12 protein-coding genes are annotated in these 14,083 nt (G+C 60.3%); 9 read left to right on the forward strand and 3 right to left on the reverse strand.

The genetic code is table 11. The features are described 5' to 3' along the window. Positions 1 to 43: 43 nt before the first annotated feature. The 8 genes from ACJ8OK_RS05765 (at position 44) to pqqF (ending at position 7,805) form a co-directional block, all read left to right on the forward strand. Positions 44 to 967 (forward strand): LysR family transcriptional regulator, encoded by a 924-nt coding sequence (locus tag ACJ8OK_RS05765; protein ID WP_442530445.1) that lies wholly within the window; start codon positions 44 to 46, stop codon positions 965 to 967. Positions 968 to 1,103: 136 nt separating this feature from the next. Continuing rightward, positions 1,104 to 2,153 carry a dipeptidase gene (locus ACJ8OK_RS05770; protein ID WP_261237883.1) on the forward strand — a complete coding sequence of 350 codons (1,050 nt, stop codon included), beginning with the start codon at positions 1,104 to 1,106 and terminating at the stop codon, positions 2,151 to 2,153. A 117-nt stretch (positions 2,154 to 2,270) separates the two neighbouring features. Then, positions 2,271 to 2,348, forward strand: a complete 78-nt coding sequence (gene pqqA, locus ACJ8OK_RS05775; protein WP_004937827.1) for a pyrroloquinoline quinone precursor peptide PqqA — start codon at positions 2,271 to 2,273, stop codon at positions 2,346 to 2,348. Positions 2,349 to 2,406: 58 nt separating this feature from the next. Next, complete coding sequence (gene pqqB, locus ACJ8OK_RS05780) at positions 2,407 to 3,318, forward strand: pyrroloquinoline quinone biosynthesis protein PqqB (protein WP_135637835.1); 912 nt, start codon at positions 2,407 to 2,409, stop codon at positions 3,316 to 3,318. A 9-nt stretch (positions 3,319 to 3,327) separates the two neighbouring features. Next, on the forward strand, positions 3,328 to 4,083 hold the full coding sequence (pqqC, locus tag ACJ8OK_RS05785; RefSeq protein ID WP_085058685.1) for a pyrroloquinoline-quinone synthase PqqC: 756 nt from the start codon (positions 3,328 to 3,330) through the stop codon (positions 4,081 to 4,083). Then, positions 4,083 to 4,361 (forward strand): pyrroloquinoline quinone biosynthesis peptide chaperone PqqD, encoded by a 279-nt coding sequence (pqqD, locus tag ACJ8OK_RS05790; protein ID WP_004929309.1) that lies wholly within the window; start codon positions 4,083 to 4,085, stop codon positions 4,359 to 4,361. The genes pqqC and pqqD overlap by 1 nt, the downstream gene beginning before the upstream one ends. Further along, positions 4,354 to 5,490, forward strand: a complete 1,137-nt coding sequence (gene pqqE / locus ACJ8OK_RS05795) for a pyrroloquinoline quinone biosynthesis protein PqqE (RefSeq protein WP_374930283.1) — start codon at positions 4,354 to 4,356, stop codon at positions 5,488 to 5,490. The genes pqqD and pqqE overlap by 8 nt, the downstream gene beginning before the upstream one ends. Positions 5,491 to 5,492: 2 nt before the next feature. Then, positions 5,493 to 7,805, forward strand: coding sequence for a pyrroloquinoline quinone biosynthesis protein PqqF (gene pqqF, locus ACJ8OK_RS05800; RefSeq protein ID WP_306403568.1), 2,313 nt, complete (start codon positions 5,493 to 5,495; stop codon positions 7,803 to 7,805). A gap of 157 nt (positions 7,806 to 7,962) precedes the next feature. On the opposite strand, the gene ACJ8OK_RS05805 is transcribed toward pqqF, so the two are convergent. Beyond that, the gene (locus ACJ8OK_RS05805; protein ID WP_004928502.1) at positions 7,963 to 8,277 is read right to left on the reverse strand and encodes an AprI/Inh family metalloprotease inhibitor; all 315 of its coding nucleotides are present in this window, start codon (positions 8,275 to 8,277) and stop codon (positions 7,963 to 7,965) included. Positions 8,278 to 8,375: 98 nt separating this feature from the next. After that, complete coding sequence (locus ACJ8OK_RS05810; protein WP_213929701.1) at positions 8,376 to 9,815, reverse strand: serralysin family metalloprotease; 1,440 nt, start codon at positions 9,813 to 9,815, stop codon at positions 8,376 to 8,378. Positions 9,816 to 10,762: 947 nt separating this feature from the next. Here ACJ8OK_RS05810 and ACJ8OK_RS05815 point away from each other — a divergent pair. Beyond that, on the forward strand, positions 10,763 to 12,856 hold the full coding sequence (locus ACJ8OK_RS05815; RefSeq protein WP_048323433.1) for a putative bifunctional diguanylate cyclase/phosphodiesterase: 2,094 nt from the start codon (positions 10,763 to 10,765) through the stop codon (positions 12,854 to 12,856). Here ACJ8OK_RS05815 and ACJ8OK_RS05820 read toward each other — a convergent pair. Further along, entirely contained in the window at positions 12,853 to 14,049 is a 1,197-nt protein-coding gene (locus ACJ8OK_RS05820; RefSeq protein ID WP_099982545.1) for an MFS transporter, read from the reverse strand. The two genes, ACJ8OK_RS05815 and ACJ8OK_RS05820, sit on opposite strands and share 4 nt — an antisense overlap. Between the last annotated feature and the right edge of the window lie 34 nt (positions 14,050 to 14,083).

Consider the following 14,083-nt stretch of genomic DNA (forward strand, 5'->3'; position numbering starts at 1 on the left):
CAGCAAACGCTTTCCCTTATTTCCAGCGCCACAGGATAAACGCATGACCGACCCGGATTTCAACCTGTTGATCGCGCTCGACGCGCTGCTGACGGCGGGCAGCGTTGCCGGCGCGGCGCGCCGTCTCGGTTTAAGCGCCTCGGCGATGAGCCGCACCCTCAGCCGACTGCGCGCGGCCACCGGCGATCCCCTGCTGGTGCGCGCCGGCCGTCATATGGTGCTGACGCCCTATGCCGAAACGCTGTGCGAGCGGGCGCGGCACGCGACGTTCGAAGCGCGCGCTGTGTTGCGCCCGGCGCAGGGAGCATTGGATCCCGCCGCGCTGGATCGTACCTTCACGCTGCGCGCCAATGACGGCTTCGTCGAGGCCTTCGGCCCGGCGCTGATCGCCGCCGCTGCCGAACAGGCGCCGCGGGCGCGGTTGCGCTTTGCGCCCAAGCCGGAGAAAAGCGACCGCCCCCTGCGTGAAGGGCTGGTCGATCTGGAGATCGGCGTGCTGGGTGACATGGGCCCGGAAATCCGCCTGCAGGCGCTGTTCCGCGATCGCTTCGTCGGTGTGATGAGAACCGCACATCCGCTGGCGCAGCAGCGCGAGATTGGCGCCGCCGACTACGCCGCCTGCGGCCATGTGGTGGCCTCGCGCAGCGGGCGCATCCTCGGGCCGGTAGACGCCGCGCTGGCGGAGCTGGGGCTGGCACGCCATATCGCCGCCGTGGTGCCGAGCTTTCCGGCCGCGCTGGCGGTGGCGCAAGCCTCGAACCTGTTGGCGTTGCTGCCCGCCTCTTTCCTGCAGGCTCAACCTGCCGATGGCCCGCTGCGCGTCTTCGAGCTGCCGGTAAGAACGCCGCCCATCACCGTCTCGCAGATGTGGCATCCGCGTCTGGACGCCGAGACGGATCACCGCTGGCTGCGGCAGCTACTGCTGACGGTCTGCCGCCAACGCGTGCAGGAACCGCTTTGCGAATAGTGACAATGTCACTAAGTTTTGCCCTGCTGATGTCGAGTGATCCAACCGACGGCAAAACCCCCATAGCCTGAGGGTTGTTCCCCCTCGCGCGATGGGAGAACATAGCATTCACGATGCCTGACTCAGTGAAACACCCATGACGCTTCCCCCTCTCTGGCCGGTGTTCGACGGCCATAACGATCTGCTGCTCAACCTGTGGCTGCAGCATGACGACGATCCGGTCGCCGCCTTTTATTCCCGCGTCACGCCGGGCCACCTCGATTTCTCCCGCATGCAGCGCGGCGGATTCTGCGGCGGGCTGTTCGCGGTATTTATTCCCCCGGTCAGCTATATCGCCCAGATGCGTAATCAAACGCCGGAGGAGGCGCAGGCCGCCTTCGATCCGCTGGCGATCGCCGAACGGCAGATCGCTATCCTTTATCAGCTGGAACAGGCTTCCCAGGGGCGGCTGCGCATCTGCCGTACCGCCGCCGAGATAGAACAATGCCGCCTCAACCGGCAAATTGCCGCGGTGCTGCATATCGAAGGCGCCGGCATGATCGATACGGAGCTGACGCAGTTGGAGGCCTTCTACCGGCTGGGCGTGCGCAGCATCGGGCCATTCTGGAATCTGCCGAACGCCTTCGGCACCGGCGTCAGCGGGCCGTTCCCCGGCTCCCCCGATACCGGCCCCGGCCTGACGCCGGCCGGCGAGGCGCTGCTCCGCGACTGCAACCAGCGCCGCATCATGATCGACGTCTCGCACATGAACGAGAAAACCTTCTGGCAAACCGCCGCGCTGAGCCGCGCACCGCTGGTCGCCACCCACTCCAACGTCCACGCCCTCTGCCCGCAGCCGCGCAACCTGACCGACGCGCAGCTGGAGGCCATCGCCCAGAGCGGCGGGATAGTCGGCGTCAATTTCGGCACCGCCTTCCTGCGCGCTGACGGCAAACGTGACAGTGCAACGACCGACCTAACAGAAATTGTTAAACACGTTGAGTATTTGATCGCTAAACTTGGTGAAGATCGCGTGGGATTTGGCTCTGATTTTGACGGGGTCAACGTACCGCAACCGTTGGAGGACGCCGCCGGCCTGCCGCGCCTGACGCAAGCGCTGGCGCAGGCCGGGTTCGATAACCGGCTGCTGGAGAAGCTGACCTGGCGCAACTGGCTGAACGCGCTCGCCGCCACCTGGGGTGAATAACCCGGTTACGCTTTAAAGGTTGCGATCTTCGTCACATTTCGCCAACATTGGGCCGGCCTAATGCGAAAATTTCTCATTGGGCTCGAACTATCACGATGCATGTAAAGGAGCACCGCTATGACTACCTGGACTAAACCTGAGTTTGTTGACCTGCGTCTGGGGCTGGAAGTGACGCTGTACATTTCCAACCGTTAATCGCCCGTCTGCCCGCCTTTCGCGCGGGCATTTCTTTCCCTTTTCTTCTGATTTAGACATGCAGATAAAAGTTCTCGGCTCGGCAGCGGGCGGCGGCTTTCCCCAGTGGAATTGCAACTGCGACAACTGCCGCGGCGTTCGCGACCACAGCATCACCGCCACGCGCCGCACGCAGTCTTCCATCGCCGTCAGCGATGACGGTAAAAACTGGGTGCTGTGCAACGTTTCCCCGGACATTTGCCATCAGTTGCTGGCCTCGCCCGAATTGAACAATCCCGACGTGCTGCGCGGCACCGGCATCGGCGCGATCGTGCTGACCGACAGCCAGATCGATCACTGCGCGGGCTTGCTCAATTTGCGTGAGGGCTGCCCGCACCACGTCTGGTGCACCCCTGAAGTGCATGACGATCTCAGCACCGGTTTCCCAGTGTTTCCCATGCTCTCTCACTGGAACGGCGGGTTGATTCATCACCCGGTAACGCCCGGCGAACCGTTCCGCACGGCGGTCTGTCCAAGCGTGCGCTTCACCGCCATTCCGCTGCTCAGCAACGCGCCGCCCTATTCGCCGTACCGCGATCGCCCGCTGCCGGGCCACAACGTGGCGCTGTTTATCGAAGATACCGCGCGCGGGGCCGGTCTGCTGTACGCACCGGGCCTGGGTGAGCCGGACGAGGCCTTGATGCCCTGGCTGCGCCGGGCGGATTGCCTGCTGATCGACGGCACGCTGTGGCGCGACAACGAGCTGGCCAACGCCGGCGTGGGGCGCAATACCGGCAAGGACATGGGGCACCTGGCGCTGGCGGAAGAGCACGGGCTGGCGGCCCTGCTCAGCGCCTTGCCCGCCAAACGCAAGATCCTGATCCACATTAACAATACCAACCCGATCCTCAATGAAGACTCCGCGGAACGGCAGAGCCTGACCGCCGCCGGCATCGAAGTGAGCTGGGACGGCATGAATATCGAACTGTAGGGAATCGCCATGACGCAACCACGCCCCCTGACGCCGCAGGCATTTGAAGCGGCGCTGCGCGCCAAAGGCGCTTATTATCATATCCATCACCCGTATCACATCGCGATGCACAACGGCGAAGCGACCCGCGAGCAGATCCAGGGCTGGGTGGCCAACCGCTTCTACTACCAGACCAGCATTCCGATCAAGGATGCGGCGATCATGGCCAACTGCCCGCAGCCGGAAACCCGCCGTAAATGGGTGCAGCGCATCCTGGATCACGACGGCTACGGCGGCAGCGAAGGCGGCATCGAGGCCTGGCTGCGCCTCGGCGAGGCGGTTGGGCTGCAGCGCGACGCCCTGCTATCCGAGCAGCGGGTGCTGCCCGGCGTGCGTTTCGCGGTGGATGCCTACGTCAACTTCGCGCGCCGCGCCTGTTGGCAGGAAGCGGCCTGCAGCTCGCTGACCGAATTGTTCGCGCCGCAGATCCACCAGTCGCGCCTCGACAGCTGGCCGCAGCACTACCCGTGGATCGACGCCGCCGGTTACGACTATTTCCGCAGCCGCCTCGGCCAGGCCAACCGCGACGTGGAACACGGCCTGGCGCTGGCGCTGGACTATTGCGATACCGTTGAAAAGCAGCAGCGCATGCTGGAGATCCTGCAGTTCAAGCTGGACATTCTGTGGAGCATGCTGGACGCCATGAGCATGGCCTATACCCTGAACCGCCCGCCTTACCACAGCGTGACCGCCGCGCGGGTCTGGCACAACCAGAGGCTGGTGTAATGACGCTGAATCCTGAACACACCCCGGTATTCCGCCGTGGCTACCGCCTGCAATGGGAGCCGGTGCAAAACAGCCACGTGATCCTCTACCCGGAGGGCATGGCCAAGCTGAACGACAGCGCCGCCGCCATCTTGCAGCTGGTCGACGGCCACACCACGCTGAACGGCATCATTGCCCAGCTGAACGCCCGCTTCCCCGGTGCCGAAGGGTTGGCGGACGACGTGCTGGAGTTTTTCCAGCGCGCCTACGAACAAAAATGGGTGACCTTCCGTGACTGAACCACGTGCGCCGGCGGTGAATCCGCCCCTCTGGCTGCTGGCGGAGCTGACCTACCGCTGCCCGCTGCAGTGTCCGTACTGCTCCAACCCGCTCGATTTTGCCGCGCAGGAAAAAGAGCTGACCACCGCGCAGTGGATAGAGGTGTTTCGCCAGGCGCGGGCGATGGGCAGCGTGCAGCTCGGCTTCTCCGGCGGCGAGCCGCTGGTGCGTAAAGACCTGCCCGAGCTGATCGCCGCCGCGCGCGATCTCGGGTTTTACACCAACCTGATCACCTCCGGCATCGGCCTGACCGAGAAAAAGCTGCAAACCTTCGCCGACGCCGGGCTGGATCATATTCAGATCAGTTTTCAGGCCAGCGACGAAACGCTGAACGCCGCCCTGGCGGGCTCCGCCAGGGCGTTTCAGCAGAAGCTGGCGATGGCCAGGGCAGTCAAGGCGCTCGGCTATCCGATGGTGCTCAACTTCGTGTTGCATCGCCATAATATCGGCCAGATCGACCGCATCATCGAACTGGCGATCCAGCTGGATGCCGACGACGTCGAGCTGGCGACCTGCCAGTTCTACGGCTGGGCGCATCTGAACCGTGAAGGCCTGCTGCCGACCAGCGAGCAGATCGCCGAGGCAGAAGCGGTGGTGAAACGCTATCGCGAGCGCATGGCTGCCGACGGCAAGCTGGCCAACCTGCTGTTCGTCACGCCGGATTACTACGAGGAGCGGCCTAAAGGCTGCATGGGCGGTTGGGGCGCCATCTTCATGAGCGTGACGCCGGAAGGCATGGCGTTACCCTGCCACAGTGCCCGTCAGTTACCGATTACGTTTCCGTCGGTGCTGGAGCACGATCTGCAGCATATCTGGTACCACTCCTTCGGCTTTAACCGCTATCGCGGCTATGACTGGATGCCGGAGCCCTGCCGTTCCTGTTCGGAGAAAGAGCAAGACTACGGCGGCTGCCGCTGCCAGGCGTTCATGCTGACCGGCAACGCCGACAACGCCGACCCGGTGTGCGGCAAATCGCCGCACCACGGCACCATTCTGGCGGCGCGTGAAGCGGCGAATCGCTCGCAGATCGGTATCGATCAGCTGCGTTTTCGCAATCAGACCAACTCCCGACTGATCTTCAAGGGCTAACGATGACACTCGCCGCTTCGTGGCAGCTCGATAACGGTTTGGCCGTCAGGGCGATAAGCACCCCTGGCGCCGAGGCCGCCGCCGCGCTGGTGCGCATCGAGGCGGGCAGCTTTCAGGCGCCTGCCGCCTGGCCCGGCCTGGCGCATCTGCTGGAGCATATGCTGTTTCGCGGCAGCGCGAACTTCAGCGCGCAAGATGGGCTGATGGGCTGGACGCAGGCGGCCGGCGGCCGGCTAAACGCCACCACCCAGGCCACGCAAACCGCGTTTTTCTTTGAGGTGGGCGCTGACCCTCTGGCGGAGGGGGTGGCTCGGCTGAGCGATATGCTCGCCGCCCCGCAGCTGGCGGCTGAGGCCATCGCCCAGGAGATCGAGGTCATCGACGCCGAATACCGCCTGTTGCGCGCCGACGGTGAAACCCGCTGCGAAGCGGCGCAGCGGCAGATGTTCAGCGGATTTGACGCGCTGCATCGCTTTCATATCGGCAGCCGCGCCGCTTTCGGCAGCGATATTTCCGCATTGCAGCAGGCGTTGCGGCAGTTTCACCACCACTATTACCGCACACCGAACATGACGCTGTGGCTGCAAGGCCCGCAATCGCTCGAGCAGCTGCATGCGCTGGCACAACGCTACGGTGGCGGCTTGCCGTCGGGCAGCGCCGCGCCGCCCGAGACATTGCCGCCGCTGGCCGCCGGACAAGATTACACGCTGTATCTTCCCGGCGCGCCGCAGCTGCGGCTGGTGTTTGCCCTGCCGCACTGCCGTTCACGCGGCTGGCTGCGACGGCTTGAGCGTTTATTGCTGGACGATGCCCCTGGCGGGCTGCTGGCACGGCTGCGCGCGCACGCGTGGGGCGACGCCGTTCGTCTGGATTATGCCTGCTGCGGCGAAAACTGCGCCCTGCTGAGTTTTATTTTCACCGTCAATCACGGCTCGGCGTCTGAGGCCGCCCATATCGAAAGCGCCTTGCTGGCATGGCTGCAGGCGCTGAACTCGCTGACACCGGGCCAGCTTGCGCATTTCGGGCAACTGGCGAACCGCGATTTTCACCGTTTGGCGCCGCTCGATCAGCTGCGGGCCCGGGCATTGGGGCTGCCGCCGACGGAACAGCATGACGACTGGACACGGCAACTCGCTATGCTGATGGCAGCGCCGCGCCGCCGCCTGGCCGTGCTGCCCGAGGGGGGCGGTGAAACGCGCGAAATCCAAGGGCTGCCGCTGACCCTTGGCCCCTTCGTCGGCGCCGCGCTGACGCCTACAGTGGAGCCTTTCCGCTTTTTCTCCGCTTCGGCGGCGCTGCCGATACCGCCCTTGCCGGCCGGCCAGGCGCCGCTGCAGCATCTACGTTCCGGCGAGGCGCAGCCGGTGCTGTTGCTGCGCCCATCGTCGCATGGCGCACTCAGCGAAGAACAGGCCTGTGGTTTGCAGGCGGCATTGCGCCCCGGAGCGGCCGAGTTAGCGCATCGGGAGGGACATTTAAGCGTCGAACGCCACCAGGGTGTGTGGCTGCTGCAGCTGGCGGGCAGCCACGGGCTGATCTGCCACGGCCTGAACGTCGTGAACCGAGCCCTGGCGGCGCAGCCGCCGGCCGTCATCAACGAGGCGGCGAGAAACCTGCGCCACGCGCAGTTAAAACAACAAAACGATATCGCCATTCGCCGCCTGTTAGCCCAATTGCCGGCGGCGTTGAACGTCTCTACGGCAACCGCGCCACACTGGCATGCCACCCTGGTCGGCGGCGATGGCGAGTTAAAACGGCGGCTGTCACATTTGCTGTATGACTTCCCCTACGCCATAACGGCTGAGCCGCAAACGCCGCCGCGTTTACATCCTCCTGTCACGCTGACGGAAAGCGGCGCCGAACACGCCTTGCTGAAATTTTACCCGCTGCAAAGCGATGAAGCCGAAGGCCGCTGGGCGCTGCGCGTGCTGGCCCGGCTTTACGCGCCGCGCTATTTTCAGCGGCTGCGCGTGGAACGCAACGTGGGCTACGTGGTGCAATGTGCCTTCCACCGCTGCACCCATGCCGAAGGCCTGCTGTTCGCGCTGCAATCCCCGACGTTCACCGCGGAACAGCTGCGGCAGTTAACCGACGAATTCTTGCAGCAGATGCATCATGAGCTGACGCACGTTAGCGTTGGTGAGCTGGAGCAAACGCAACAGGCGCTGCAACAAAACTTGCAACGCCTCAGCGCCGAGCCGTTGCAACGCGCGCGGGAGATTGCGTTGGAAAATCGCGCGACCATTGCTGCCGCTGCGCCAATCACGCTGACACAACTGTTGCACTGGCAACAGCGGCTGTTCGTTGCCGGCTGATATTGCGCCGGTGTCCACCCGACGCAATATAAACGCAGCAAGGCAACGAATAACCAAGGGGACGATATCTCAGAAAGTCGTGAGCGGAGCGACGTGAAACGTGATGACCGCGTTCAGAAGCGCCGGCCGAGGCCGAGGGATAAGAAGGCGTTGTTGGCTAGTTATTTCTCTTCAAGATCTTTCCTGTCTCTGCCCAGATTTGACTACGGTAATGATCGTCTTCCTGAGAGAAGAAAAGTACGGTTAGCCCATCCTTGTCCAACAGCGCAATGCCATCGGGGGCAGGACGCCATGCGGCAGGCTCTTGCGGCAATACGTCTGGCGTGCAATCAGACAAGAATTTCAGGCTATAGCCGCCAGCCGAATCTACACTCTCCGTATTGAGCTGCACAACACAAGATTTTGATTTATCACTGACCGTCCACTGCCCGGATAGCGTTTCGGCGGAAGGTAAAACCAGGCTGCTTGCCATAGAGACTCCTGAAAACAAGAATATTATTCCGACAAGAATAAATTTATACATAGGTGGCCCATGTGAAACGGTGGGCATCATCGCCCACCGTTGCCATTTTAAACGATAAAATCAACAGCGACGTCAGCCTGTCCAACGATGTGCACCAGGAAGTCTGGATTTGCACCGCCCTGGATGTTGAAGGCCAGTTCACTCAGATTGTTCTGGCTATCATAGGACAATAGCGCCTCACCGGCCTGCCCGCTGAAATGATCGACGAACTGAATGAAATCACTGCCTTTATCGCCTTGGTTGAAGAAGGACAGATCGATCTTGTCCTTGCCTGACTCAAAGTCCCAAATTGTATCAGGTGCCTGAACAGGCGAGTCATTAAGATCAGAGAAGACAAAAATGTCATTACCGTCTCCTCCCCATAATTGATCCTGACCAGCCCCGCCGTAAATAACATCATTGCCGGCGCCGCCTTTGAGCGTATTGTCTGCGTGATTCCCAACGATAATGTCATTACCTGAGCCCCCTATCGCGTTTTCGATGGTGACACCGGCAGCGATGGAAACATTCCCTTTTAATCCCCCGACGTCGGAGAAAGCGCCTTCGTTCAGGTTGATACGTTGATTTTGACTATACCCCGAGAAATCAAGGGTATCATTACCACCTGCATCCCAGACAGACATCACCAGCTTGTCGTGGCTGCCCTTGAGTGTATAGAAGTCTCGGTCTGTATTTGAATTAAACCCGTAAACGGTGTCGCCGGTTCGGGTGGTCATGTTGGCACCGTAAAGATGTTGGATGGCCGCGATATCATCAACCAGCGGTGCAGCGGCATAGTAGTGGCCATGATCCGCATCGGTAATGGATTCATTCCAGTAACTCATTACGCTAAACTGCCGGGTATCTTCGGCGTAAACTGCCTTGGTATAATTTGGGCTTCCTTGCCCCGCATTATACGTTCCCGGATGATCTAACCCGAGAGTATGGCCAACTTCGTGGGTAATGGTTAAACGGCCGTAATTACCCAGCTCAGGATGCAAGTTTTCAGAATGGTTCTTAATATTATACCAACTTTGCCCATCAGAATTGTATCCTCTGTAGTCATTGCCATTATATGAGAATGGTTTCAAGGCATACGCTTGCCCTTTCCCCTCATAATTCCCAAAAGTAATATTGGAAGGTTGATCCGATGCCACTTCGACAAACTTTAGGTTGGCAACATCGGCCCAGGATTGCAAAGATAACTTCGCCTGTTCTTGTTGATGTTGCGTGAACGCACTTAGCCCCGTATCGCGTTCTGAGGAGCGGTGGCCCAGGTTCAGTTCGTTATATTCCCAATCCGGGAATGAATAGGTCACCGTCGCATCTTTGCCCGTGACGTGAACGCCATTCCAGGTTTTATCGCTGCGCGCTATCTGCAACCCCGCATCATTTATGTCATAGGACGGTTTATTATTGATCGTCAAACCATTCCCGCGCTCATGGTAGTGAATAAGATCGCTAACACTGTCCCAACCTGTTTTGTTTCCATTCATGGTATTACCCATAGCTTTCTCCACAAAGAAGCTAGTATTAATATGACATCCGAAATGTCTCTTGGGGTTAATCAAAGTCCTGAGAATAGCGATAACCCGATACGCCCCATTCTTTTTTCAAATTCATTTACACCCAGAGAGTAAATTTAATTTTAACCGCCCGAGGCCTCCTTACCCATGATTGAGAACGTATGCAACTCCGTGAGAACGCGATATATCCGCGAAAAATGCGTGGAAATAATAGCCGCCTTGATCCGGCCATGGCTTAATACTGGGATCTGCTGGTTGAGGCTAAGTGAAGATGCCGCCCAAGAGGCCTGATGACAGCAGCCGTTCGATACATTGTCTCGTTGCCAGAGACCACAGCAGACGTGGTCTCGTGTGATGAACGTTGCCTGTCGTCCGAACCGCTACCTGGGGATCATTACGTGAATGCATTTGCGATACCATCCAGTTTTGCTAATGATTATCATTCGCGAGGCTATCTCACACGTCAGCAAAGTGTCAACAGATGAAACAAAACATTTCTTGATTTATATCATCACTTTTCTCGTAATCGCCCGGGAACCGTGCTTCGGCACCTGTTGAAACGTGCATGAAATGGTGAGCATCACCGCCATAAGCGAGGATTTCTTCAGTATTGGTGCATAGCGCAAGCAAAATGCCGAGCGCAACAACAGCATGGCAGCTAAACATTTCGCCACATTGAAACATCAATATTGATTACTTTTTCCGACAGTAAAGCATCGTGGTCGGAGCACTTATTTTTCGATGCAATATAAGAGGGGCTTATAAATAACAGGAGTATTCCTAATGCGTTCTTGCGTAATCTATTTCATGCTACCAGGCCGGTTTTTAGCCGCGCCCGCTGGCTATTCCCATTTTCATTGGCAATGACTATATTGAAAGAGGCTCTGCTATAGAGCAAGAATATGGGTAATTTTCCGAGGAAATACCGCATGACCCTGTTGCCCAAGCAGAGTAATAACAAAAATCCGATTGATCTCTATAGCGAAATCGTAGACGACTTGCCGGGTCTGATTTGCTTCGGCAACCGCCTTGGCGGTTACTTCAATAAGCAGTGGCGCGACTATACCGGCGCCATCGCCGGTGAGCATGCCGCCGCAGACTGGCTCGATGCACTGCATCCCGACGATCGCGATCGCCTGGCCGCGCAATGGCGCCAGGCGATCGTTGCCCTATCCTCGTTCGCCGGCGAAGCCCGTCTGCGCGAGCGCAGCGGCGCCTACCGGTGGTTTATGCTGGCGTTTAACGCCCGTCAGGACGGCATGGCGCAGGAGCCCAGCTGGTACCTCACCGCCACCGACATCCATCCGCAAATGCTGCAACGCCAGCAAAACGTTCAGGCGCTCTCTATCCAGCAAGACATGCTGGACGCCAGCGTCGACTGCATCAAAGTGATCAATCACGACGGCACGCTGCGCCACATGAATCGCTCCGGCAGCCTGGCGCTCGGTCTTGATCCGGCGCAAAAAGAGTTTGGCATGCCCTGGCTGGGGCTGCTGTCCCCCGAGATCCGTCGCCGCGGCAGCAAGGCGCTGCGCAACGTCAGAGCCGGAAAAAATGCGCGCTTCACCGGATTGAGCGTGACGCCGCAGGGTAAAAAACAGCACTGGGACAACATTCTCACACCGGTCAGCGATGAACACGGCGCCGTGGCCGAGATCTTGTGCGTCTCGCGCGACGTGACGTCGCAACGCGTGATGGAACAACGTCTGTTGCTCGCCAGCGAATATGACGAATTGACCGGCCTGCCCAACCGGCGCTTATTCAAGAAAAAGCTGAAGCAAGAGATGAAACGCGCCCTGCACGGCAAAAAGTCGCTTGGGCTGATGCTGCTGGATCTTGACCACTTCAAGCTGGTGAACGACACGCTGGGCCACGCGGCGGGCGACCATCTGCTGCGGGTCTTGGGTAAAAGGCTCAGCGCCTGCATGAGTGCGCATTCGTTCGTCTCCCGCCTCGGCGGCGACGAGTTCGCCGTGGTGATCAGCGATGTCGAAAACGAGCAGGATATTTTCCGCATCGCCAACAAGTTTCTGCTGCAGTTGGAGACGCCGATCACCCACGGCGGCAAGACGCTGCATTGCGGCATGAGCATCGGCGGCGCCATCTATCCCAAAGACGCTCGCGACGCTTCGGAGCTGATGAAATGCGCCGATACCGCGTTGTATGAACTGAAAGACGGCGGCCGCGGCGGCGTCTACATGTTCGATCGCAAGATGATGGACAAAGCCCGCGCCCGCGCCAGCCAGCTCAACTACGCGCGCCAGATCGTGCGCGACAACTGCATCCGCCCCAGCTACCAACCGAAAGTCTGCCTGATCGACGGCAGCATCGTCGGCTTTGAAGCGCTGCTGCGCTGGCACTGCCCGCAAAACGGTGTACAGCTGCCGGCGACGGTAAGCGAGGCGTTCAACGACTACGAATTGGCAACCAAGATCAGCGAAGCCATGCAGCTGAAAGTCTTCGCCGATATCGCCCGCTGGCGCGCGGCCGGCGTGGCGGTGCGGCCTATTTCGCTGAATGTGTCGCCGATCGAGTTTTTACGCGACAACTACGCCGAAACCTTTCTGCAACGTCTGCTGAAGTTCCGCATTCCCCATCACCTGATCGAACTGGAAGTGACCGAACACGCGTTCAACAAGCACGGTTCGAAATACGTACTGCGCGCGCTGCAAATGCTCAAAGAGATGGGTATCCGCATCGCGCTGGACGACTTTGGCACCGGCCACTCCTCATTCAGCCATATCATGGATTACCCGCTGGACTGCATTAAGCTGGACTGCGACTTTATTCAACGCATGAACACCGAACCGGCGATCCTGGCGATCGTGGAAAGCATCGGCATTCTCGGTCAAAAGCTGTCGATCGATATCATCGCCGAAGGCGTGGAAACCGAGCAGCAGCGCCAAACGCTGTGCGAAGCCGGTTTCCATATCGGCCAGGGTTTTCTGTTCAGCCAGGCGGTGGAGTCCCAGCAGGTGCCCGAGTTGCTGCAGGCGATGCCGCAATCTGTCGAGGGCCGCTAAGCGCCCTGCCGTTCGCCGAACGGTGCCAGCTTCATGCCGATAAGCGTCACCACGCAGATGATCGCCCCGGCGTAAAAGGTGGAGGCGGAACCGAACAGTTCCCACAGGGTTCCGGCCCCGAGACTCGCCAGCAGCAATGCCGCGCCGCTGATCAGATTGAACATGCCGAACGCGGTGCCGCGCAGGTGCGCCGGCGCAGTGTGCGCCACCATCGCCGCCAACAGTCCCTGCGTCATGCCCATGTGCACGCCCCACAGCGCCACGCCAAACAGCACGCCCGCCCAATGATCGCTCAGCGCCAATACCAGGTCGGCGGCGATCAGCACCAGCAGCCCGGCTTTCAGCAATCCTTCATGGCTCATGCGGTCGGACAGTTTTCCGAACGGATAGGCCGAGCAGGCGTAGACCAGATTCATGGCGACCATCACCAGCGGGATCAGCGCCAGCGGCGTGCCGCCCTGCTGCGCCTTCAACACCAGGAACGCTTCACTGAAACGCGCCAGCGTAAAGATCGCGCCGATGCTCACCACCCACCAATAGCTGCGCCCCAACAGCCGCAGGTTGGCGCGGGTTATCGGGTTGGTGCGCTTGTGGGTTATCGCGGCGGCCGGCTCTTTCAGGCCGAAAAACAGCAGCGCAATCGCCAGCGCCGCCGGGATCGCCGCCACCCAGAAGATGGCGCGAAAATCGTTGTGCCACAGCAGCATCAGGCCGACGGCCAGCAGCGGCCCTAAAAAGGCGCCGACGGTATCCAGCGACTGGCGCAGCCCGAAAGCCGCGCCGCGGATCTCCGGCGGCGTCACGTCGGCCACCAGGGCATCGCGCGGCGCCCCACGGATGCCTTTGCCCACGCGATCCAGCAGGCGCGCGCTCATCACCATGCCGGAAGACGACGCGATGGCGAAAAACGGTTTGCTGATGGCGCCCAGCCCGTAGCCCAGCAGCGCCAGCCCCTTGCGTTTGCCGAGGTAATCGCTGAGCACGCCGGAGAACACCTTGACGATCAACGCCGTCGCCTCCGCCAGCCCTTCGATCAACCCGATGACGATCACGCTGGCACCGAGCGTCGTCGCCATAAACAGCGGCAACAGGCTATGGATCATCTCCGAGGAAACGTCCATCAGCAGGCTCACGCCACCCAATACCCACACGCCGCGCGGTATGCGGCCCAACGTAGCAAAACGCGACGACATGGTTCATCCTCGATCGATTCAGCGCCGCCAGAGG

Origin of the sequence: Serratia sp. CY71090, assembly GCF_052166845.1 — a bacterium.
Lineage (GTDB): Bacteria > Pseudomonadota > Gammaproteobacteria > Enterobacterales > Enterobacteriaceae > Serratia > Serratia nematodiphila.